We start from the raw sequence: 23,499 nt of genomic DNA, 5'->3' as shown, positions 1-23,499 counted from the left end.
CGGACTTAACACAGTTGATATCCCTGGGTAACAATCTTATGTCCCGATACCATCTGTAGCTTCTCTTCCAGCGTATCCTTTACCCGTTCAAGCACATCACTCTCATACACGGCAGTACATTCGAAACCTGTCTGTGCCTGTAGCTCAGCCGACTCAGCAGTTAAGTTAAACCAACGCGCAATAACATCACCCGTTTCTTCAGCAATCTTGAAGGTGGAAAAAGCGAGTGTGGAATGTTCGCTGTTCCAGTCAAGCCACTGCTTGTACGGTGGTAATGTCGATTCGCCTGCCTTGACTCCATCTATCGGCAGAGCTTCCTTGGCGTACGTATGAGCAAGAGTCCCGAGTTGCACCGTCGTCCATGGTATAGGGTACACATAGGCGCTTGCGCAAGCTCCAGACCTCGCTGCATCTCCTGCAAACGGAATCAGTGCATATTCCACTGATTGGGGCCCTTGGCACTGGGCTTCCGGTGTCTCGAATACCCCCCAATCTCCCAGCTCGGACGAAGCGCGAAGCAAGGTGACAGCAATTGTGCTCCCTGAGGACGTCTGCAAAATCTCGTATTCATTCAGCCCTTTGTTAGCAACCATCAGTCCTGTTGCTTCATCCGTCACATATACGAATGCCTGCTGATGCTGTGCATTGCTTGGGTTCACCCACTCCTTCGCCGGAGTGTTCGGCCGTTTGGCGACTTCAAAGATGGAATCAGCAGAATGACTGTCGGTCACCAGGCCGGACGGAAATAATGCACGCAGACGATGATCCCTTGCCTGATTATTAAACTCAGTTCTCACTTTGACCATATCACTCTCTGCTTCAAGTGTATACGTTGTGGTGATTGTGAGAGGAACCGTATCCTGAACACGCTGCGCCTTGCGCTCCGTAAACGGAATCATATACCGCTTCTCCTGCTCAAACAATTCATCTGCCCCGGCCGGAATGTGCCAATGCAGCACACTTTCCATGACAGCACGATAAGGTGTATGTTCCAGGAGACGCAGCTCGGCTTGGAGGTGCTCCGTAGTAATTGCCTGCTCCCCATCCGGCTGGCGATACACATATTCATTACCGATATCACCCGTATTCTCATAGGCATTCAGTCCAACATATTCCTTACCTGATCGTTTATCCAACAATGTAACCGTTCCGTTATCCAGCACGGCCAGACGCAAATATTGATTTTCCATCACATTTCCCTCAGCCTGAACGCCGTTCACCGAACTGCTCTTCTGTTCTCTGGCCGGTACCAGACCATAGGTCTGATAACCAAGAGCGGGAACCTGCCTCGCCTGGAAAGTCACCTTAACTTTACGGGCCATATATGGCTGTCGGAAACGGTCTTTGGGCAGCTCATAACCGAAGTGAACCCCGAGATCAACAATCTCTGCCTCATAAATATTGCCTGCTGAATCGACGATCTGATATGCTGGCAGCGCGGCTTCTTCAAGTTTGCGCGCAAGCGCCTGCGGATTCGGTCCTTCCGGGAAAAAGGCTTTATCTACAATCAGCTCCTGCTCAATGATGCCATTTCTTGTCCATCCCGCTGTATTCAGAACGGTGAACAGCACCGCATCCTCTCCCCAGGCTTCGCTCGACTTTACATCAACGGATTCGCCAATGGCCTGAGCCGTCTGGGACACAAGCTTCTCGGCCAGCTGTCTGCTTTTGGCAAACCGGGTCACCATCTCGCGGTGCACCTCATCCACACTGCAGCCACAGATGCTGTCATGTGGATGGTTCTGCATAAGCATCTTCCACGCATGAGTGAGCAGATGATGCGGGTATGCTTTGACGCCCGCAGCATGCGCCATCGCTGCAAGGGGCTCCGCTACCTTTTCCAATAACGTCTGTCCTTGCTGATTCAACTGTTTCAGATACACACGCGCCGAGGCCGTATTCACCAGCGTTCCCCAACCGTCCGTGTGCTGACTGCGGAGCTCACCTTGGATCGTCGCCAGATTGTCCGGGACATGCCGGGACACCGCCTCGATGTAGTCATCGAAATTGGAGTGTACAAAATGAATATCAGGATACAGCTCAGAGGCGGTTCGAAGTGCCGCAGGCAGGTCCGTCTGTATCGGCTGGTGGTCACAACCATTCATGAAAAGCAAATGCGGTGTTGATGCGAATTTCTCGGCATCCTGCAGATTTTTGTCCCAGTACACTTTCGCTTGCTCCGGGTCCACAGGCACTTCCATTCCATTGCAGTACCAATTCGCAAACAGAATACCAAGCACCTCCGAGCCATCCGGTGAACGCCAGATCATCTCTGAATAAGGGGATTCATACGCTTCCGCATCCACAACAGCGTTGTTGAATCCGGTAGGCTTTACCCCGCGCCCGAAGATGGCATTCTGAATGTCCGCCTGCTGCAAAATCTGTGGAGCCTGTCCCATATTACCGAAGGAATCCGGGAAATATCCGGTTTTGGAGATCACTCCGAACGGTTGGGCATCCCGATGCCCAATCAGCAGATTCCGCAGGTTGGCCTCACTGCTCGTCAGAAATTCATCCTGTAACACGTACCACGGTCCAAATTGAATGCGTCCTTCACGAATGTAACGATCCAGCCTCTCCTGCTGGTCCGGTCTAACCTGTAAATAATCCTCACGAATAATCGTCTGCCCGTCCAGATGAAAATAACGATATTCCGGGTCCTGATCAAGCGTATCCAGCAGCGTATCCATGAGTTCAACCAGCAACACATGATGATGCTCATATGGCATGTACCATTCCCGATCCCAATGCGTGTGTGAGATCAGATGTGCTGTTTTGGGGTTTGTCATCTGTGTTTCCTCCTATCCTTTTGTTGCTCCGCCCATGCTGAAGCCTTTGGACATATACCGCTGGGAGAAGATATAAAGTACAACGGAAGGCATCGTGTATAACATCGAGAAGGCAGCAAGTCTGCCGTACTCTACCATGCCGTGACTGCCGAAGAATTGATAAATCGTAACAGAAGCAGGCAGTTTCTCCGGGGTCTGAAGCAGTATATACGGTACAAAAAAGTTGCCCCAGCTGCCTGAAAAGGTAAAGATGGCGATCGTGGCAATGCCTGGCAGCATCAGTGGAGCGACAATGCTGCGCAAGCCTCTCCAGACGGAAGCACCATCAATCCACGCGGATTCCTCCAGATCAATCGGAACCGAATCCATGAAATTCTTCATCATCCAGATTCCATAAGGCAGAGATGAAGCGGTCAGAAACAGCATCGTGGCAATGATGGAGTTCTGCATTTTGAAGAATAGAAACATCTGAAACACGGGAACCATCACCGCTGTAATCGGCAAAGCCGTCATAAACAGAATGGATAACAAGAAGCTTTTCTTAAACCGCATCTCGTAGCGGGACAACGGATAGGCTGCCAGTACAGATACAGCAACAACAAGTATCGCCTGCCCTCCTGACAGAACCAGACCTACACCGAACGAGCGCAGATTGCTTTCATCACTAAGAACATCCTTGAAATTTTGCAGCGTCCAGGTTGAAGGCATCTTGATGCCTTGCTGTGCATTGGGATCAAAGGATGCGAGAATAATCCAGAGCAGCGGCAATAGAAAGCAAAGGCCGAGGAAGACCAGAATGCCATACTGGATTTTACGTTGAATACCGTGTTTGACCATCATAAGCACACCTCCTTCATCATTACACTTTCACTTTCATGGAACGGATATAGAACAGGCTGGCGATAATACCGATAAAGAGCAGCACAAGCGATATTGCCGTTCCGTAGCCAAATTGATAGTTTACAAACGCCTGATTATACATAAAGATAGGCAAAGTCTGCGTGGATGTGCCCGGTCCACCACCTGTCATCGTATAGATCAGGGTAAACACACCTAACGTCTGCAATGTCACTAGCATCATGTTGGTTACAATAGAGCCTTTCACCATCGGAATGGTGATATGGCGAATAATCTGAAATCCGGTGGAGCCATCAATAATGGCGGCCTCCTCGACTTCTTTAGGAATATCATCCAGTGCCGACTGGTACACCATCATGGAAAACGCCGTTCCGTGCCAGATGTTGGCGATAACGACACTGACCATCGGGAAGCTGAACAGCCAGGAGATGGGGCTCACGCCGAACCAGCCCAGTATCTGATTCAACGAACCGTTATCACTGAAAAAGGCAACCATACAGAACGCCACAACAATCTCAGGCGTTACCCAGCCGGCGATAACGATAATGCCGATGATGCGGCGAAACGTTACATTTTTTTCTTTCATAAGCAGGGCAAGGATAAAGCCAAGCACGACCTGACCGATAACCGCAGAGAAGATCAGAAATACAAGCGTACGCCACACGCTGATTCGAAAATCCGGGTCCTGAAACATGTTTACAAAGTTCTGAAACCCGACGAATTCCAGATTTTTGGCTGCTGCACCGGTCAAAGCCATATTGGTGAAAGCGAAACAGATTGTTAATACAATCGGTACGATAAAAAACACCAGCAGCAGTGTTACGGAAGGCATCAGAAACAGAAATGCTCCCGGGGCTTTTCTTTTCATAGGTCACTCTCCATTCGAAACGGAAAAAGGGGAGTTGTTCGCTCCCCCTCCGAATATATCACTGTTTTTCACCCAACATCTTGTACCAAAAACTTATTTCTCTTCAATATGCTCGGCTCCAACTGAACGTGAGACATTATCCTTGAACTGTTTGATCGCATCTTCTGGCGTCAGTTTACCGGAAGCGATGCTCTCCACAATGCTTTGCAATTGCGCGGATACCGCCGCATATTGATCGTTTGTCGGGCGGAAGTGAGCAACATTCAGCAGCTCTTGCGCTTCCTTCGTATATGGACGATCCGTGTATCCTTGTACTTCTGTGGAATCACTTCGTGCACTCAGACTGCCTTCGGCAACCACACGTGCTGTTGCATTCTCCTTATTCATCAGAAACTCCATAAACTTCCAGGCTGCTTCCTTGTTTTTCGCTTGAGCCGGAATCGACCATGCCCAGCCGCCTGACATTGTAGTTGCTCCCGGCTCCTGACCATTCTGTGTCGGGAATGGCGCAAATCCAATTTTGTCCTCCACATTCGGAATTGGAGCAGCTCCATTCTCCGCCCATGTCGAACCCGCCCAGCTTCCGTCTACCGCCATCGCAAGCTTGCCTTGCGGAAACTGCTGCTGGAATGCTATGCTTCCGGCTTGTCCGTTAAGCGCCACTTGCATGGTAGGTCCTGTTTTATCCTTATTGAACACTTGATCAATGAATTTGAATGAATCCAGCAAGCCAGGGCTGTTCACGATCCATTTCTTGGCAGCATCGTCATACAGCGTGTCGGTAGTACCGTACAGCAACATTTCCAGCGTCTGCATCGTAACGCCTTCACCGTTTGCTTTGCCCACAATGAGATTAAGAGGTGTTACGCCCGGAAGCTTCTGTTTGATTGTGCGAGCAGCTTCCAGCACTTCATTCCAGTTCGCAGGCTTGAATGGAACAGGTAGTCCCGCTTGCTGGAACAGCTCTTTGCTGTACCAGATGCCGCGTGTATCGGAGGTTGCCGGTATACCGTAAACTTTGCCATCCTGCCCGGTGACTCCGGCCTTCAGGTTGTCAATGATTTTGCCATTCCAATCGGACCATCCTTTCACCTGCTCGTCCAAAGGCTGCAAATAACCTGCTGCTGCATCCGATTTAAGGATGGAGGTATCCTCGGCAATGACGTCAGGCGCAGTATCCGGCGACTTCATCTGTAATACCATTTTGGAGGTGTAATCGCCTTCGCTTGCAAGCACTGGTGCAATGTTGATTTCGATATCGGGATTGTCCTTCTCAAATTGCTCTACCAGTCCAGACTTGAAAAATTTCGTAAGTGTGTCCTCCGACCCCGAGGAACGGAATGACACGGTCACTTGTTTTTTTCCATCGCTGGCCGTGCTTGTGGAGGGGCTGCCGCTCGAGCAGGCAGTCGTCAGAATAAGCAAAGAAGTCATTACAGCTGCCACTGGCATTTTCATCGAAAATTTTCTCATGTCTTGGTCTCCTCTTGCCCGGAATTATTCAATTCCGAACGATATGATATACTCGCAGGTTCTCTTCTTTCCGCTTTACAGCTTCTCTTTCTCCAATTTAACTAAAAACAGCTATGTCTATGCGTCAGTCAGCCGTATAGTTCCGGCTCCTATCAGCTATTTCTTAATGCGGAAGCCGCAGTAATCCATAACAAGCTCGCTGTATAACATGTTGGACCAGGAAAACCACGGGCGTGTATACTCATGCGGATCGTTAGCCGAGAAGCCCTCATGTGTCAGCCCCGTGCCTGCATCCGTCTGCTGGATAAGCTCCAGCATTGTCATTTTCTCCTGCTTATCCGCGGAGGTTAATCCCTGCATGGATAAAGCGATATGCCAGATATATCCTTCGGGCGTGTGCGGACTTCCAATACCGGAAGCAGCCGAGCCTTCATAGAAATAAGGGTTCTGAGCGGACAAAATAAATCGGCGTGTATTCTGATAGATCTCGTCATCTTCCGTAACATAACCAAGATAAGGCAGAGACAGCAGACTTGGCACGTTGGCATCATCCATCAGGTTGTAGTTGCCTTGGCCATCCGTTTCATACGCGTAGATCGTTCCATATTCGGGATGCTCCACCATACCGTATTTTCGAATGCCCTCATCAATCTGTTCTGCAAGCTCCCTGGCTGTTTCAGCCATTGCATTGTCCTGCAATACCTTGATCGCTATCTCCTGCACATATCGCAGTGCCACAACCGCAAACATATTCGATGGAATCAGATAACCATATTCACAACGGTCATCACTTGGACGGAAACCAGACCAGGTCATGCCCGTGTACACAGTCTCTGTTCCGCGCCCTTCTCTGCTCAGCGTGTCTGTCTCAGGTGCGTCTAAACGCTGGAATGTGTATGGAGAACGAGTCTCATGATGCTGCTCCACTTGCCATAAAGCCATTATCCTGCTCACAGCATCGCGGAACACCGTATTAAACTGATCGACTCTGCCTGTGTTTCTCCAGAGCAAGTAACTAAGCTGAATCGGATATGCCAATGAATCAATCTCATATTTTCGTTCCCAGATCCAGTCATTCATTTCCGTAAGATCCGTTTGATGTCCGTTACCGCTCTCTGTCTCGTTAAAAGCGTTTGCATAAGGGTCCAGCAAAATGTATCTCAGCTGCCTTTCGACCAGCCCTGCAATCATGTCCGACAGCTCCTCATCCTCGGATGCAAGAATGAGATACGGTCTGACCTGCGCCGCAGAATCTCTGAGCCACATCGCAGGAATGTCCCCGGTAATCACAAAGGTTGTGCCATCGTCCTTACGCTGAATTGTGGTTGTTAATGTATTGGTAAAACAGTTTCCGAACATCTCCACAAGCTTGGGATGATCCGGCAGGTAAGCCTTTACTTGATTGATCATCTGCTGAATGGAAGGAGAAATATCCTGTTCTTTTCTCGTTGTCTCCATAGGTCCTCCTTTTGTAAAAGCCTAAATATTGAACCGCTTTCATTATCCTAAAACGAATTAAATGTTATGTCAATATATTTATTTGTATATCATCATGTTATTTAATAAAAAACACATTAAATGATATGTTAACTTTTGTAAGTAAAGGTAATCTAATCTGCATAACCGTCAAAAAGAGACTTCGTCACCGAAGTCCCTTTCTAATAAATGTAGCTTGCATCTATTTATTTGGACTGAAATACTGCATGTTCCCTTACCTTGCCAGTGGATGTTCCCTTCACGAGCATTGCAGGCAGCACGATGCGCTTGACACCGCCTGCTTCCTGTCCCTGCATATGCTGCAGTACCATATTAAATGCCTGCTCTCCCATGGAAAACTGGTTTTGCTTGAGATGGGTGATTCGGCTATGTCTATCCGTGTGCGGACTGTCAAAGCACAGAATGGACAGCTGCTCCGGCACGCGCATTCCAACCTGCTCCGCGGCTTCCAAAGCAAGTAAAGCAATGTCATACTCAGCAGCAAAAACGGCAGTAATCTGCGGATGCTTCTGAAAATGTGCAACCAGTGTCTGCACATCACGAACCTTGGCTTCAGGATCAAATTCACTAGGCAAGGATGACAGCATAGATTCTACCCACAGCTCGCGGTTCACCAATATTCCCTGATCATTATGGGCTTCAATAAAGCCTTCAATCCGTTCCTCAATCGTCGTTGTATTCACTGGGGGCTGCGTCAGAAAAGCGATATGCTGATGCCCCAATTCAAACAAATGTGCAGTGCCTTCTCTCGCTGCTCCAACATTGTCCGTGCTGACAGAAGAAGCTGGAATGCCCTTCAAATAGCGGTCGATCATTACAAACGGAAACTTGCTAACGACCAGCTTCAAAATTTCGTCGCTGAAATACTCTCCCTGCGCCGGGAAAATAATCATACCATCTACCCCGAGCTCCAGCAGCTCTCGAATGCACTGCTCCTCCTGCTCGGGTATGCCAAAGGAACGCCTGAGCACCAGAAAGCTGTCATGCTGCCGCGAAGCCTCCTCCATCCCGTACAACAGCTCCGTACCATACATATCACTGAAATTGGTGATGACCAGACCGATCAGCAGCTTGCGATTCGGCTCTTTCCCGGTCATCGGTGAAGCACTACGCCCAAGTCCATCCAGGGTTACAGCAGTATCCGCTACGAAGGAACCACGTCCAGGCTGGCGAACAATCAGCTGCTCATTCGCCAGCATCTCCAGCGCTTTCTTCGTTGTAATGCGGCTTACACCAAACTCGTCACATAACTCTTTTTCCGATGGAACACGATCTCCAACTTTATATTGTTGTAGCTGGATTCGTTCTCTCAACGATTCAAAGATCTGTTCATACATCGGCTTGGAAGCCGAGTCTTTCCCCAATACAAGCACCTCCATAAACACCTTAACTGCATAAGTCTTATATCCTAATATATCATGTTATATCATTAAAGTGAAGAAAAGATCCATATTATTGTATGTATGCGTACTTTTATCCTTGGAATAGCTCATTCATTGGAGCTCTATACAAGTTGAACTAACGATTTTACACATTCCACTCCGATGACAGAATAACCTTCTAATCGCTGTTATCCCCAGATTTTTTCGATCCCCCTCTCCGTTCTCGTGTAAATGAATCGTTTAACTGCTTGGACAAAAAAGAAACGGCACAGGACTTTTCCCATACCGTTCGGTTCAGATTCATTTTTACTCAGAGTTTTGTGTTTGGGCTAAACTTAATGACATTGCTTTGTTAACATATATTAAATTCAAGATTGCAGATTGTTTTGGATACTGTATCTGCTATGTTATTTAAAAATATAGATTCTCTTTGAAAAAGTATACCCGAGATTCCCCCAGAGAAAATATGAAATAACACCAACAATTAAACTAAAAATGTAAAGGTTTGAGTAAACTGCTATCAAAATAAATATCATGGATAAAGATATTGTTATCGCGCTTAAATTTAGCAAAACTCTATTTGAAGGGAGTGGCGTATTTTTTTTGGGTAATGGTAAAAATGCTGGATATAACCCAACCAAAAATCCAAGAACACAAAGAGGTAACATTGGATTCACAAGCCTTATTAAGCTACTGTTTGGATACTCAATAGTTAAATATATTTGATAACGTATAGAAAAATGCAAAGCATACAATAGAATAACTAGAAATAATATAATTTTAAAAACATTTATAATAAGATTTGATATCTTCAACACCGCCTTCAAAGCAAAATATTTAATTAATATACCATATTTTGTTATTACTTTAAAGGAATGAAAAGTAAATTTAGGGAGGTATATATATTGCCGATGCAAATTATAGCTACATCAAGCTTATTGGTAATTATGCGGGACACTTCGAAGTTCGTTTTACTGGTACAGGTAACTGGTATATGCATAATACATATATTGGTGACTCTCATTATTGAGTATACGCAATTGATTAAAATAGGCTGTCTCAAAGTCATAATGTGGCTAGGGACAGCCTATTGCTTTTGGGGCCAAACTTAGCAGTGATATTTGGTTCAGAGTCAGCGCATGCAACTACGCGCCGTGCTTCAAAGCATGCCAAAATGGAGTATAAAGACACGTCAAAGGCCCTGTGATCCTGCATACTAAATGCAATCTTCCTGTGAAGCTTATTGTCGCAACCGAGATAGCTGACTATTTTAAGCATAGACGTCATAATAATTTGTATTTGTGACACCTCATCGTTCCAGTAAAAAAAACGGCACCCTGTTTCCAGAGTGCCGGTTTTAGTTTCTACTGCTGTTATCCATGTATCACCGATTCAGCTTTTCAGCAGCGTGCTGCATCTTCTTCTTGTTCCGAACGTTCACATGCACGCCGATTGGTTCAGGACTCCAAGATGTCAGCAGCACGTGTATCTGAATTTGCATCCGCTGGTGCTGTTTCAGTCCCCGTTTCTTCTTCTACAGCAGGCGTCCCTTGTCCCGGTTCTACTCCTTGCGGGGCACTAACGAACAAACGCCCTGCTGCCTGAGCCTCGACTTTGTTTCCAGCTTCATCCTGCGCACGAATCACAATGATTCCGCCTTCAAGCACAAGAGATGAAGGTGCTGTATATGTGCCCGAGTACAATCCTGGCTCCGTTTCCACGAGCGGAACTTCCCCCGCAGCTTCCGCGTTCAGATTCAGCGGCAGCTGAATTCGGAACGAAGCTTGCAGTCCAGGCTTGCTTTTGAACGAAACGGTAACACTCTCTCCCGATGTAATATTTACGTCCTCCACAGGTGTAATATCCCTCAATTCGGGTGCATCCGTCTCGACAAATATGGTACGTGTTACCGTTGTTTTATTGCCCGCAAGATCGGTTGCTGTAATTGTAATTACATTCTCGCCTTCATTCACCAATACGCGATGACTAAACTTCTTGTCTCTGTCCACTTGCACGGTCTGACCATTCACCGTGACCTTGTCAAGGAAGGTTTCAGCAACACTGCCTGTCACATGAACCACTTCGGTATTGATCCGACTTCCTTCCGCGGGACTGACAATCGTCAGCTGCGGTTTCGTTTGATCGAGAATAAGGATTACGGGAAGCGACCGTGCTGTCACTTTACCATCAATGATCGCTTCAGCTGTAATGACATTAACCCCTGCCTTTAATTTCACTCCAGATGAGAATTTGCCATTGTTTACGGTTGTGGTTCCTGCGGCATCTTTCCCATTATAAAACTTGATCTGCGCCCCGGAAGCAGGAGATGTTCCCGAGATCGTATAGGTGGACTGATTCGTGTACGTATTCACAGGCTGCGTAAGCACCGGGGCGTTGACCGGATATTTAACAACCGCACGAATCATGTAATTCCCCTCTTCAGCAGGTGATGCGCTCCATGCCCCACTTACACGTTGCCAGCTCCGAGCTGCATATTCTCCATCTTCATCGGTGGCTAGACCAGGTGCACTTGTACCAGCCAAGGTTTGGATATAGACAATATAGAAATCACCTGTCACAACCACAGGCTCAGGGAACTCGACTGTAGTCCACTGATCATTACGCAGCGCAGTGCCATCGAACGGACCGGCGAGCAATTGGCCAGGCGCACCAGCTGCTCCAGTTGCATCGTACACAGCATACTTGAACGCTGTTCCACCAGGTACAGGCCATTCAGTATTCCAGAATCGGAATGAGGCTCCTGTTACTTGTGCCGTCTCCATCTCAGGAGTCATGCGAACAGCCCAGGCGTTATTCGCTGCATTAAATGCTCTTGCATTCTCTGCTGACCCATCATCGTAAGCAATTTCACCAGGGAAACCGATGAACGGCTTCAAGGCAACGTCCTTCTCTGCTGTGCCGTTTCCAGGTACGGTTACAGTAACCGTTTGGCTGTAATAATCTTTCGCCCGAACCGACAAGGTATAACTTCCTTCCAGCACTTGCAGCGCGAATCGCCCATCTGCTCCAGTACGAATCTCTGCAACCTTGGCGTCTTCAACCACAAGCACCGAAGCATCAGCTACAGGTTGGCCTGTTCGCTCATCCTTCACAACACCTTTAATCTCCCCGTAAGGAATCTCTTCCAGATTAAAGTTGGCTTTGGCTCCTGTACCATCCGAGATGGTCACCGTTTTCGTTTGCGGATAATACCCGTATGCTTCAGCCTTTAATGTGTATTCTCCAGCAACATGTGTGAAGCTGTACTTGCCTGTGGACGAATCGGTTTTCACAGAACGCCCGGTTTCTAATACAGTAACGGTTGCGCTGGCCGGCAGACTCTGCGGCTGAACCACGCCTGTTCCCGGTTTTTCAACAGCCGGCTCCTGCGCTTTGGTTTTGTTGAATTCCGCTTTATCTGTTCTTGTAATTTTGTACCACGGGTTATCGTAAGCTGGTTTAGGCTTGTCCGTAGCCAGCACAACAGCATCATCCGACGTAACGGTCTCCGCTGTTACACCCAGCACCCGGAAATCATCAATAAACCATCCTGTTTTTACAACACTGTTATCTGAGGTTAAACGGAAACGGAATTGTACTTCATGGCCAGTCAAAGCACTCAGTCCATAGAAAACAGGCGTCCATTGTTTTCCGTTTGTGTTATGCGAGAACTTGCCGAGCTCCGTCCAGGTCGCTCCTCCATCCTTGGTTGCTTCGACATATCCGAAGTCGTAACCGCTCTCGATCTCATACCAGTGATTAAACGTCAATGTTGCACTGGATGCATTCGTCAGATCAATAACTGGTGATACGAGTGAGTAGTTGGATCCATTCTCATACGTGTTATCCAGATCGGTTGCCCATACGTTAGGCGGAGATACCGCACTCATCGGGCCAGTTTTCGGAACACCTCGTTCCCACTCATCCTTCGTTCCCGCATGTGTCCAGCCATTATCATCATCTCCATCAAACTGGTCGATATAGATATCCTCAGGCACTTCGACCTCGATGGAAACTTCATTGGATTTATCACTTTCATTGCCGCTATAATCCAGTGCAGCTACAGTGTAATAATACGTTTTGTCTGACGCTGTCGTCGTATCTATATACGATGTGCTTCTTGCGGTGCCTATTGGCTCATCATATGAACCCGCCGATTCAGAACGATAAATCACATAAGATTCAAGATCCTCATCGTCAGAACCCGTCCAGTTCAGCGTTACATTACCCAGAATATCCGACGATGCCGTAAGTGCTGAAGGCGCTTCAGGCGCGATGTCGTCCAATTCCTGCACTGCAAAGTCATCAATATACCAGCCCGCTTTCTGCACAGAACCGTCACTGGTCAGATTAAACTGGATAAATACCTGCTGACCGGCATAAGGACGCAGGTCCACATACTGTGTTCTCCATTCACCGCTTGTGCCCGTGTAGCTAAGCAGCTCCTCAAATACATAATCACTAGACTCGGAAGCGATATATACCTTGCCAAAGTCGAGATTATTCTCCAGATCGTACCAATGCTTGAATGTTAACAAGGCACCTTCAGGACTCTCGGTCAGGTCAATCGGCGGAGCAGTCAAATAAGCATTGCTGTTCGGCAGATATGTGCCCTGCAGATTTGTCGCTATAACCTTATCTCCCGAATACGCCGCCCGCGGCCCGCTTACAGGTTTGCCCCACACCCATGTGCTTCCCGTACCACCGGTAGTAAAGCCGAGCTGGTCCTCTTCAAAGTCCTGCAAATACCCAGGCCGGACCCCGTTGGAAACCGCTATGCTATGAACCGCACTCTCAAAACCGTTATTGCCGTAATCATTCACCCGAATATAGTATTCCACGCCCGCAGGCTCAATGAGAAAAGCCGGGATGGTCGCCGTATATGTGCCATCCTTGCTATCTCCGTTAATCAGTTTCATCGGCAGGTAAATGTACTGCTTTGTGCCTTTGGTTCTGGCAAAGGCTTCAACAGATACCACCGCCACATTATCCGTCACATGAGCCGTAAGTGGAATGTCCAGACCTGTGAAAGCCGAATTTACAGGTGTATGCTGCAGCACCGGCTCTTCCAGATCATCTCCGGCTGTAACCACTCTTCCGGATACGGTACCGATGCCTTCGAGGACCGAACCGACGGCATCCAGCGCATTAATAATTCCATGTCCGTAACCGTTGTTCGGGGATACCGGATACTGGCTGTCGGTTCGTGGTATAGCTGTATCCATAATAATCTGCTCCAGTTGATCCACAGTAAGCGAGTGGTTCGCTTGAAGCAGCAATGCAGCAAGTGCCGTCGTATGCGGCCCTGCCATGGATGTGCCGTTCCATCCACCTTCATATGTACCTCCCGGCACGGCTGAACGTATGTTCACACCAGGGGCGGATACCTCCGGTTTAATCTCATCATACGGAGATGGACCCAGTAGTGAGAAGGAGGCTAAATTCCCGTTAATGTCCGTTGCACCTGTAGCAAAGCTCTCAGGATAGTTTGCAGGGTTGGCTACCGAACCGGGGCCGCCCGGATTCGTCAATCGCACGTTGCCCGCAGAGAACTCGGGGAAAATCTGGGCATCGCGCCAAGCCTGAACCATGGGACGAAACCATTCATCCAGACCTGCTCCACCGCCCCATGAATTGTTCACAACGTCGGGCGCAAGCTCAGGATGCAGATTGCCATCAGCATCCACTGGAGCAATCAGCCACTGGCCACCATCGAGAATAATCGCATCCGTAGTTTCTGGATTGAAAATACGTACTCCGATCCACTTCGCACCGGGTGCAACGCCGATGTGATTCGTGCCATCTGCTTCAGAGCCAACCATCGTTCCCATCGTGTGAGTTCCGTGTCCATCTGCATCAGCAGGAAGTGTAGAGCCGCTGTGCGGATCATACCAACTCAGCTCAGGATCAACAACATTGCCCGAAGCGTCCAGTCCACGCCACTTGCTACGCAGTGCCGGATGAGTGTAGTCCACCCCGCTGTCCAGATTGGCAACCACGATGCCTGTTCCGTCAATGCCTCGCTCCCACACAGCAGGCGCATTGATATAATCAATGTTCCATTCTACATTTTGCGTCTGCTTTTTCACCTTGGAGTCGGCTTCTTTGACCGCAGCGGACTGTGCAGCTGTTTCGTTGACATCTGTGTCCTTAACCGCAGCCTCCTTCGCCGAGGATTGTACCGCACCCTTCGATGGAGCAGCAGCTGAAGTCTGATTCTCAGGCTGCTTGCTGACTTCCACCTTTTGCAGATAACGTGTTTCATTTGGCAGAATCTTCTCTACCTCTGGCAGCAGGGCAATCTGCTCCATCACTTCTTTGGTACTCGTAACCGCAAGAGAATTGACGATAAAATAGCTTTTATATTCTTTGACTTTGCCTGAATTGACTTCCTTCTCTAGATAGTGTTCAATTGAATATTGCGTCCGCGAAGCCGTTTCACGCAGTGTGCTAACCACGGAATTACGTACAGACAGCTTGGTTGCCGACGGAGTTTCTTTGGCAATCGTAGCCTTCTGCATCGCTTGTTTGGATACTGCTGCGGTATCCACCTGCTCCTTCATTTTGACAAGATAAGTGACATACTCACTGCCCTCGAATTCTTTGGTTAACTTTGCATTCACTTTGGAGGTTGAAACCTCGGCCATACTGGACTTCATATCCATTTTAGATGAGCTTCTATCTTGTGCAGCAACCGGTTGTACAATTGAAAATGCAAGGAGAAGCGACAGTCCCATAGAGACGGGCTTGCGTAATCGTTTTAACTTTATCAAACTTTTCCACTCCTTTTACCCGGTTTTATAATTTGCTCTAGTGCAATTACCCTTCTCTGTGAATGAACTCACAAGATGATGGAACGGCAAAATGTCCAGTAATCAGGTCATGCCTCTTCTGTTTATGTCACATACAGCCTCACCCCCTTTGCAGTTTCAATGAAGGAAAATAAGGAAATAGAACCCTTTTAATTGTCCATTGGTCAAAAGAAAGGCTCAGAAAGTCATAGGATCATAGATCACATGTGAGTTACAACATCGCAGGCTTATGCAGTATCGTGAGAGAGTAAATGGAGTGTCTATAAGCATTCTTGTGGAGGATATTCAGTAGCGTTAGCAGAACGCTTGCCAAGAAGTGGTGAGTGAATCCGGGTAAACATAACGGGTTGGTCAATCGTATGTATCGACATTTTCCTATAAAAGTTAATTTTAACTCTAAATTGGATTTTATTAGTATAGTATAGATTTAAAGATTGATATGCACAAGTACTTTCTTGAAAAAAATAGAAAATAAGTCTTTTTCATGCTTTCAAATGCCTATTTTCATCAAGAGTGCTGCCTACCGCTTTCGCATATGCGAAAACTTTATGGAATCTTAACCTATTTAAACTGTGTCCAATTATCTATATAGTTACAATTTTCTTTTACACGCTAACCGAAAGGACAGAACTAACAAAAAGCACGGAGCACTTGTCTAGAGATAACGGCAAAATGCTAATTCGGAAGCACAGGCTTAGTGATCGAACAAAAAGAACCGACGTATCCGCCGATCCTCGTCATATTCACTGCTGCATTAGTTACCCTTAATCCAGTTCAATCTTGAATACCACAGGGGCTTTGGATTTCACACCCGTTGCAGTTATGGTCAGTGCATCTTCATTTCGCTCCCAATGTAGTTGTTCTTCATGCCCCAGCACCTGAACCCCTTGAATCATTCCGTGAAAATGTGTAGAGCCTTCCTTCAAGGCTTTAATATGCACTACGCCGTTGTCCGGGTAGACCAGCACCGTGGCATAAAGATAATGGTCTTTCACCGTAAAGCGAATATCCTCACTCGTAAAAGCCTTGGTATGCCCGTCCGTAAACTGCCCTTCCTTCACCTCCGTCGGCCCTTCGCCATAGGTGCGCCAGAACGATGTATCGTAGATTGCCTCACCGTTCATATCCAGCCATTTGCCGATGCTTAGTAAAATGTCACGATCTTGTTCGGGAATGGTTCCGTCTGCTTTCGGACCGATATTCAGCAAGAGACTTCCATTTTTGCTTACGATGTCCACGAGATCCCGTATAATCTCTTCTGCTGTTTTGTAGTGATTCTGTTCGGTGTAACACCAGGAATTTCGTGCGACGGCTGTGTCTGTTTGCCAAAAATAAGGCTTGAGGTCCGCGAATTGTCCACGCTCCACGTCGGGAACAGCTGTGCCAAACATATACGCTTCATGCTTGTAATTGATGGCCACCGGGATGCCCCATTCCTCGCCTTTGTTGTAATAATACGCCGCAAATTTTTTGAGATAGGGCTTGAAGGCAGCATTTTGAATCCACCAGTCAAAGTAAAAAATGCTTGGTTGATACGCATCCACCAGCTCGCAGCATCGAATGAGCCAGTCCTCCAGATACTCTTCTGAAGGCGGCGAGCCGTATAAGTCCTGATGATCCGGCTCCGGCATCGCCGGCCAGTAGAAATCTCCACGCTGCATCGGCTCCCCGATGTCGGACTCAAACTCTTTTCCGTGGGACATAAAGAACCAATGCTCGGCACGATGAGAGGATACACAGAAGGTCAGTCCCTGCTTCTCATACGCCTCCTTCATCTCTCCAAGCAAATCCCGTTTGGGTCCCATTTCATATGTGTTATAGTGAGAGATAGAGCTCTTGTACATCTGGAAACCGTCATGGTGCTCTGCCACAGGCATAATATATTTGGCACCTGCCTTTTTGAACAAAGCAGCCCACGCATCTGCATCAAAATGTTCTGCCTGAAACATCGGAATAAAGTCCTTATATCCAAAGTCGCGATGCTCTCCGTAAGTTGCGAGGTGATGCTCGTATGCTTTGGAACCCTGAATGTACATATTACGTGGATACCATTCATTATCATAAGCCGGAACTGAATAGACGCCCCAATGGATGAAAATGCCGAATTTCGCCTTTTGATACCATTCGGGCACGCCAAATTGACGAAGTGAAGTCCAGTTATCCTTGAATTTCCCGCTGGCAATCTTGGCCTCGATATGCTGTAAATATTCGTTTTTGTTCATGTACTGTTCTCACCCTTCCCTTATTGGCTACATCTGTATTGTAGTGTGACAGGGATGTGATGCGAATGCAGAACATTAACCATTAGATGGACGATAATAACCTTCAGGGAGAGGTGCGCATGGATCATCAAACACTGCTCGCCAACTACTTATCCAACCTTCAGGTTGATCTGTACATGGTGAACTATAACCGCTGTGGACCGGGTTGGAGAGATCTCGACTATACGCCGGACTATAGCAAATTGTACTGGATCTGCGAGGGTGAAGGCTGGCTCAAGATCGGGGATCAGGAGTATTATCCCAAACCGGGACAGCTTTTTCTGATGCCGGAGGGGGTCACGCAGTCGTATTCCTCAATCAGTGACCAGCCTTTCCTTAAATACTGGTGTCATTTTTCTGCCAAGGTTGGAGGCATCAATCTGTTTCAGATTCTCAGGTTTGCACATTTTGTAGAGGTGAATCAGCCTGTACAGTTCGAGGACACGTTCAAGAGCATGCTGATGTATGCGAATTCAGGCGAGGTTTATGCTCATATGATGGCCAAAAGCAAACTGACAGAGCTTCTCTCGCATTACATCATGAGCCTCGATCTCGAGCAGATTACCTATCTGAACGTGCCTGTTGTAGAAAAGCTTTCGACCGTGCTCACCTATATCGACACCAATATTGAAGATAACATGTCCGTTCAGGATTTGGCCCAGATGCTGCATATGCATCCGAACTATTTCATTCGTTTTTTCAAGCAACAGGTCGGCATGCCGCCTATTCATTACATTACCAGCAAAAAAATAGATAAAGCCAAAGAGATGCTTCGTTGCACCTCTTTGACCATGACCCATATTGCCGATAATCTCGGATTCAGCGATTCCTACTACTTTTCCAGACAGTTCAAGAAACATACCGGGTTGAATCCGACCGAATATCGCAAGCAAATGACAATCACGACAACCACATGAAGTCAAAATCAATTTATGAGCGAAAAATCCCCCACATTTCGTTTATGGGTTAGATGCATACTTAAAGCATGCTTACTGCTCCCACTCAAATTAATGCACAAACAACCTCCTGTCATTCGTTCAGGAGGTTGTTTCGATGAACACGACTATTTCCACTCTCTCTTTCGAAGATAGGCTTCGAAAATAAATGTTCCAAACGGAAGCAAGCCTGCGGCTACACCCATGATCCAGCGTGAAACCTTCCACTTTTTGACCAGACCGAGATGCACCAGGGCAATCAGATAAAGCGGAAATAAAATACCGTGAATCATACCAAGAACAGCTACAGCTGAAGAGATATCGGCAAAATATTTCAGTGGCATGGCTATACATACAAGCAGCAGCAAGGATACCCCCTCCCATATCCCCGCAATTCTGAACCGGCCTGTAATTGTGTTCATTCGTTGATTCCTCACCTTTCTGCAGCTTTATTTGTGAAATATGTAACTTACAACATTGAGATTTACAACGCTGTATCTCCATGCATACAACGTATGTAAGCTCGTTCTAAGTATAAGGCATGAGCAGGATTGCGTTTTACTTTAAATTTGAATAATTATTGAATTGACGAGCCCCTCTGCGCAGAGGCGGCTTTGAAACTCGGTTTAGTCCACTTATGTTGTTTTACGTTCAATCAATCGGTAATCCAGCGCTGTCGGCATCAGCTCCAGCCTCTCCTTGCCGAGCACACGCCACAGGTGGTAAAACGCCTGCTTCGCTTGCTCAGCAATCGGATTATGAATCGTCGTTAATTCAAGCACTCGTGACAATTCCGTATCATCAAAGCCAACAATGGCGAGCTGCTCTGGGACTCGAATACCCTGCCTACGCGCCTCACTCATAATGCCTATCGCAGCATAATCATTAGAGCATAGCACGGCCTGCGGCCTCTCTCCTTGTTCCATCATATGGCGGAAGGCCGCCTCACCGTCTGAAGAAGAAAACACCGAATACTGATAAGCTTCTCGCCAAACAGGCAAACCTCGGCTGTTCATGAACTTCTCGTAGGCTTCACGTCGACTATGCGTATTCAAACTGCCACTTCGGCCAAATACATTGGCAATGCGTATGTAGCCCTTGGATACCAGGTGCTCTAGCGCCAGCCTGTACCCTTGAGCCTGATCCATCGCAACTGAAGGAATGTCGTCATTCCCCATCCGCTGCCACGATATGATCGGTCCATAGTGCATATAACTCTTCAATTCATGTGGATCATTAACACAGGTTACAATAAGCAGACCATCCACTCGTTTACTCCGCAAATCCTCGAAAGCCTGCATCTCGGTCTGCTGATCCCCACGCGACATGTACACAATCGTTTGAAAACCATAGTCCATCGCCGTATCCATAAACTGATTAATGAAGGTCAGGCTAAGCTCGTCAATCATCGCTGTAACGATGCCGATCTGTTTGGTTTGTCCCGTAGACAATGACACTGCATTTCGATTCGGAATATAATCCAGTTCATTCATAATTTCAGTAATAATGCGTCTCGCTTCATCGCTAACATGAGGTGAACGATTGATCACGCGGGATACTGTGGCCCTTGAATAGCCGGAACGTTTTATAATTTCATCAAATTTGGACATGCCGATGCTCCTTTTCTACGAACAAACTGCCATTCCTAGTATGCCTTAACTGCTCAGCAAAAGTAAAACTTGACGTGTAACCCGTTACAACGTTTAAGCTTTTTCTAACAGGACGAGTACATTCATGGCGTCCAGAATGAAATTTATGAAATGGAGCGATATACTTGAGCAAATTATTGAACCAAACCTATTCATTTCCCGAAAATTTTCTATGGGGCGGCGCTATTGCGGCCAATCAGGCAGAAGGTGCTTACAATCAAGGGGGGAAAGGTCTCTCCACTCAGGACGTAGCACCCAAAGGGGTTATGGGCCCCATCACGGATGAGCCTACAGCAGACAACATGAAGCTGATCGGCATTGATCTGTATCATCGCTATCAGGAAGATGTGAAGTTGTTTGCGGAGATGGGGTTCAAAGTATTCCGCACATCCATCGCTTGGTCCCGCATTTTTCCAAAGGGTGATGAATTAGAACCGAATGAAGAAGGCTTGCAATTTTACGACAATCTGTTTGATGAATGCCTTAAATACGGAATCGAACCTCTCGTTACATTATCACACTATGAGACACCGCTACATCTTGCTAAAGAGTACGACGGCTGGGTGAACCGGAAGATGATTGCTTTCTATGAGCGCTATGCGACCACTGTTTTTAACCGTTATAAAAACAAGGTAAAATACTGGCTCACGTTTAACGAGATCAACTCCATTCTTGAATTTCCGTTCATGAGCGGCGGGATCTACACCCCTAAGGACAAGCTGAGCAAGCAGGACCTGTATCAAGCCATCCACCACGAATTGGTGGCAAGTGCATCAGCCGTTAAGCTGTGTCATGAGATTATCCCGGACGCGCAGATCGGCTGTATGATTCTAAGTATGCCAACATACCCTTTGACTCCGAACCCTGACGATGTGATCAAGGTTATGGAATATGAGCATAGCAACTATTTCTTCGGTGATATGCATGTGCGCGGCCGTTATCCCGGATATATGAAGCGTTACTTCCGCGAAAACGGAATTGAGATTCATATGGAGGAAGGCGACCAGGAAACGCTGCTGAACACCGTGGATTTTGTCTCCTTCAGTTATTACATGAGTACATGTCAGACAGCCGATCCTGCCAAACAAATCGCTGGTGAAGGTAATCTGATGGGCGGTGTGCCCAACCCGTATCTTGCCGCTAGTGAATGGGGATGGCAGATTGACCCGCAGGGACTTCGTTATGTACTGAATATGTTCTATGACCGTTACCAGAAACCGCTCTTTATCGTTGAGAACGGGCTTGGTGCCGTAGACGAATTAACCACAGGTGCTGACGGTGAGAAAACAGTTGAGGACGACTATCGCATTCAGTATCTGAATGACCATCTCGTTCAGGTTGGCGAAGCGTTGGAAGACGGTGTGGACATCATGGGTTATACCTCATGGGGATGCATTGATGTTGTCAGCGCTTCCTCTGCCCAGCTGAAAAAACGTTACGGTTTCATCTATGTTGACCGTCATGATGATGGCTCAGGTACATTGGAGCGTTACCGCAAAAAATCCTTCCACTGGTATAAAGAGATTATCGCCAGCAATGGAAAAAGCCTGAAGCGTTAAGCTTCAGGGCTTAGGTTACAGACCTTCTTACAGGAGGAGCGTCAGGAAAGCTGTGATCGCTAACTTCACGGTGTTCCTGACGCTCGGTCTTCTGTTCGAAGGTCTTTTTTCTGACTTAGAAACTATTGTTTGCCTCCGCACATGTCAGCTTCAATTGTTCAGGCCATAGCATGAACATGCTTTTCTTTCATGTTGACTGCAAGCACGGCGGAACCCAGTCCGATACACACCAGGATTGAGCCAACCCACCCCGTATTCATAATAGAAGAATGATCAATGACGAGCCCGCCGATATAGGTCCCCAGCGCAATACCTGCATGTGCTATACCCGAGTTAGTGCTAATCAGAATTTCCGAGGTTTCCGGTGACGTCTTGATAATCAGACTGTTCTGTACAGGAGTTACAGTCCAGCTCAACGCTCCCCAAATACTTAACAGCAACAGAAAAGGAATCAATGGCAGACCGGTACTAAACGGGATCACAGCCATACTTAACATGAAAGGAATGAGCACCATCACAATTGCTTTGGCTGGATGCAGACGGTCCGATAACATGCCTCCCATCCCTCCTCCTGCAACGGCAGCGAGTCCAAACATCATATAGATCAAGGTAATCGCCGTTGGACTGGCGCCTATGGCAGCCTGAAGAAACGGTGTGAAATACGCATATAACGTCAAGTGCCCCGCTAGTACAAGCAGTGTCGTCATATGAATAGCCAGCATTTTCGGATTCCATAACGCCTTGAGCTGATTTTGAAGACTTACCGCGGGAGCAGGCTGTACACGATTCATCGCCACACCAATGGCTACCATCACACATACAGTCAGAACGGCAATCAGTATAAACACTTCACGCCATCCAAAGGCGTTGCCTACAAAGATACCAAGAGGCACACCAAGAATCAGCGACGCACTCCCCCCCATTGTAATTGTGCCAACCGCACGTCCTTTATACTCGGGCTCCACAATACGAGAAGCCAGCGTCAGAGACAGCACAAAAATAAGTGACCCGGCGGCAGCTCCCAGCATCCGTCCGGCCATCAACATGTAAAAGTTCACACTACAAGCGGAGATCAGATTACTGATCAGAAACACAAGCAGCGTGTACATATATACTTTTTTTCGCTCGAAACGCGCCGTCACATTAAGCAGAATTGGAGCAGACAACGCATAGACCAGTGAAAAGATTGAAATTAAATATCCTGCTTTTGCCAGAGACAAATGCAAATCCGTTGCAATCAGATCCAGAATGCCGCCCAGAATCAGTTCAACCGTTCCCACTACAAAGGCTGCAATCGCCAAAACATATACCTTTTTATTCATTGTTTCGAATCCCCCTAACAAGTTACAACTACGATAGTAACCCAATAAGAAAGAAAGATCAATGTATACTTTCAATATTTTTCGAAAACCTAGC

At 47.3% G+C, this 23,499-nt stretch carries 14 protein-coding genes; 3 read left to right on the top strand and 11 right to left on the bottom strand.

Going from position 1 to position 23,499, the window contains the following annotated elements; translation table 11 throughout:
- Nucleotides 1–5: 5 nt before the first annotated feature.
- The 6 genes from DFQ00_RS09070 to DFQ00_RS09045 form a co-directional block, all read right to left on the bottom strand.
- On the bottom strand, nt 6–2,789 hold the full coding sequence (locus tag DFQ00_RS09070; RefSeq protein WP_110896153.1) for an alpha-mannosidase: 2,784 nt from the start codon (nt 2,787–2,789) through the stop codon (nt 6–8).
- 12 nt (nt 2,790–2,801) lie between these two features.
- The gene (locus DFQ00_RS09065) at nt 2,802–3,626 is read right to left on the bottom strand and encodes a carbohydrate ABC transporter permease (RefSeq protein ID WP_110896224.1); all 825 of its coding nucleotides are present in this window, start codon (nt 3,624–3,626) and stop codon (nt 2,802–2,804) included.
- A 22-nt stretch (nt 3,627–3,648) separates the two neighbouring features.
- On the bottom strand, nt 3,649–4,515 hold the full coding sequence (locus tag DFQ00_RS09060) for a carbohydrate ABC transporter permease (protein WP_110896152.1): 867 nt from the start codon (nt 4,513–4,515) through the stop codon (nt 3,649–3,651).
- Between the two features lie 93 nt (nt 4,516–4,608).
- Nucleotides 4,609–5,988: an extracellular solute-binding protein gene (locus tag DFQ00_RS09055; RefSeq protein ID WP_110896151.1), complete on the bottom strand. Its 1,380-nt coding sequence runs from the start codon at nt 5,986–5,988 to the stop codon at nt 4,609–4,611.
- 156 nt (nt 5,989–6,144) lie between these two features.
- Nucleotides 6,145–7,446, bottom strand: a complete 1,302-nt coding sequence (locus DFQ00_RS09050; RefSeq protein WP_110896150.1) for a glycoside hydrolase family 125 protein — start codon at nt 7,444–7,446, stop codon at nt 6,145–6,147.
- Nucleotides 7,447–7,670: 224 nt separating this feature from the next.
- A complete protein-coding gene (locus tag DFQ00_RS09045; protein ID WP_341866259.1) occupies nt 7,671–8,858 on the bottom strand; it encodes a GntR family transcriptional regulator in 1,188 nt (395 codons plus the stop codon).
- A gap of 543 nt (nt 8,859–9,401) precedes the next feature.
- On the opposite strand from DFQ00_RS09045, the gene DFQ00_RS29485 reads away from it, so the two are divergent.
- Nucleotides 9,402–9,593, top strand: coding sequence for a hypothetical protein (locus DFQ00_RS29485; RefSeq protein WP_146236139.1), 192 nt, complete (start codon nt 9,402–9,404; stop codon nt 9,591–9,593).
- A 731-nt stretch (nt 9,594–10,324) separates the two neighbouring features.
- Here the strand turns inward: DFQ00_RS29485 and DFQ00_RS09035 are convergent.
- Together DFQ00_RS09035 and DFQ00_RS09030 are read right to left on the bottom strand one after the other, a co-directional pair.
- On the bottom strand, nt 10,325–15,640 hold the full coding sequence (locus DFQ00_RS09035; RefSeq protein WP_110896147.1) for a S8 family peptidase: 5,316 nt from the start codon (nt 15,638–15,640) through the stop codon (nt 10,325–10,327).
- A gap of 803 nt (nt 15,641–16,443) precedes the next feature.
- On the bottom strand, nt 16,444–17,901 hold the full coding sequence (locus tag DFQ00_RS09030) for an alpha-L-fucosidase (protein WP_110896146.1): 1,458 nt from the start codon (nt 17,899–17,901) through the stop codon (nt 16,444–16,446).
- Between the two features lie 119 nt (nt 17,902–18,020).
- Between DFQ00_RS09030 and DFQ00_RS09025 the strand changes: the two genes are divergently transcribed.
- Entirely contained in the window at nt 18,021–18,857 is an 837-nt protein-coding gene (locus DFQ00_RS09025) for an AraC family transcriptional regulator (RefSeq protein WP_110896145.1), read from the top strand.
- Nucleotides 18,858–19,003: 146 nt separating this feature from the next.
- On the opposite strand, the gene DFQ00_RS09020 is transcribed toward DFQ00_RS09025, so the two are convergent.
- Together DFQ00_RS09020 and DFQ00_RS09015 are read right to left on the bottom strand one after the other, a co-directional pair.
- Nucleotides 19,004–19,297: a DUF3817 domain-containing protein gene (locus DFQ00_RS09020; RefSeq protein WP_110896144.1), complete on the bottom strand. Its 294-nt coding sequence runs from the start codon at nt 19,295–19,297 to the stop codon at nt 19,004–19,006.
- A 213-nt stretch (nt 19,298–19,510) separates the two neighbouring features.
- A complete protein-coding gene (locus DFQ00_RS09015; RefSeq protein ID WP_110896143.1) occupies nt 19,511–20,485 on the bottom strand; it encodes a LacI family DNA-binding transcriptional regulator in 975 nt (324 codons plus the stop codon).
- A 176-nt stretch (nt 20,486–20,661) separates the two neighbouring features.
- On the opposite strand from DFQ00_RS09015, the gene DFQ00_RS09010 reads away from it, so the two are divergent.
- Nucleotides 20,662–22,083, top strand: a complete 1,422-nt coding sequence (locus DFQ00_RS09010; RefSeq protein WP_110896223.1) for a glycoside hydrolase family 1 protein — start codon at nt 20,662–20,664, stop codon at nt 22,081–22,083.
- A gap of 158 nt (nt 22,084–22,241) precedes the next feature.
- On the opposite strand, the gene DFQ00_RS09005 is transcribed toward DFQ00_RS09010, so the two are convergent.
- The gene (locus tag DFQ00_RS09005) at nt 22,242–23,405 is read right to left on the bottom strand and encodes an MFS transporter (RefSeq protein WP_110896142.1); all 1,164 of its coding nucleotides are present in this window, start codon (nt 23,403–23,405) and stop codon (nt 22,242–22,244) included.
- Nucleotides 23,406–23,499: the final 94 nt, after the last annotated feature.

The sequence above is a fragment of the Paenibacillus barcinonensis genome (assembly GCF_003217495.1).
GTDB classification, from domain to species: domain Bacteria; phylum Bacillota; class Bacilli; order Paenibacillales; family Paenibacillaceae; genus Paenibacillus; species Paenibacillus barcinonensis.
The sequence above is the reverse complement of the archived record's forward strand: the minus strand, read 5'-3'. Positions and strand labels throughout refer to the sequence as shown.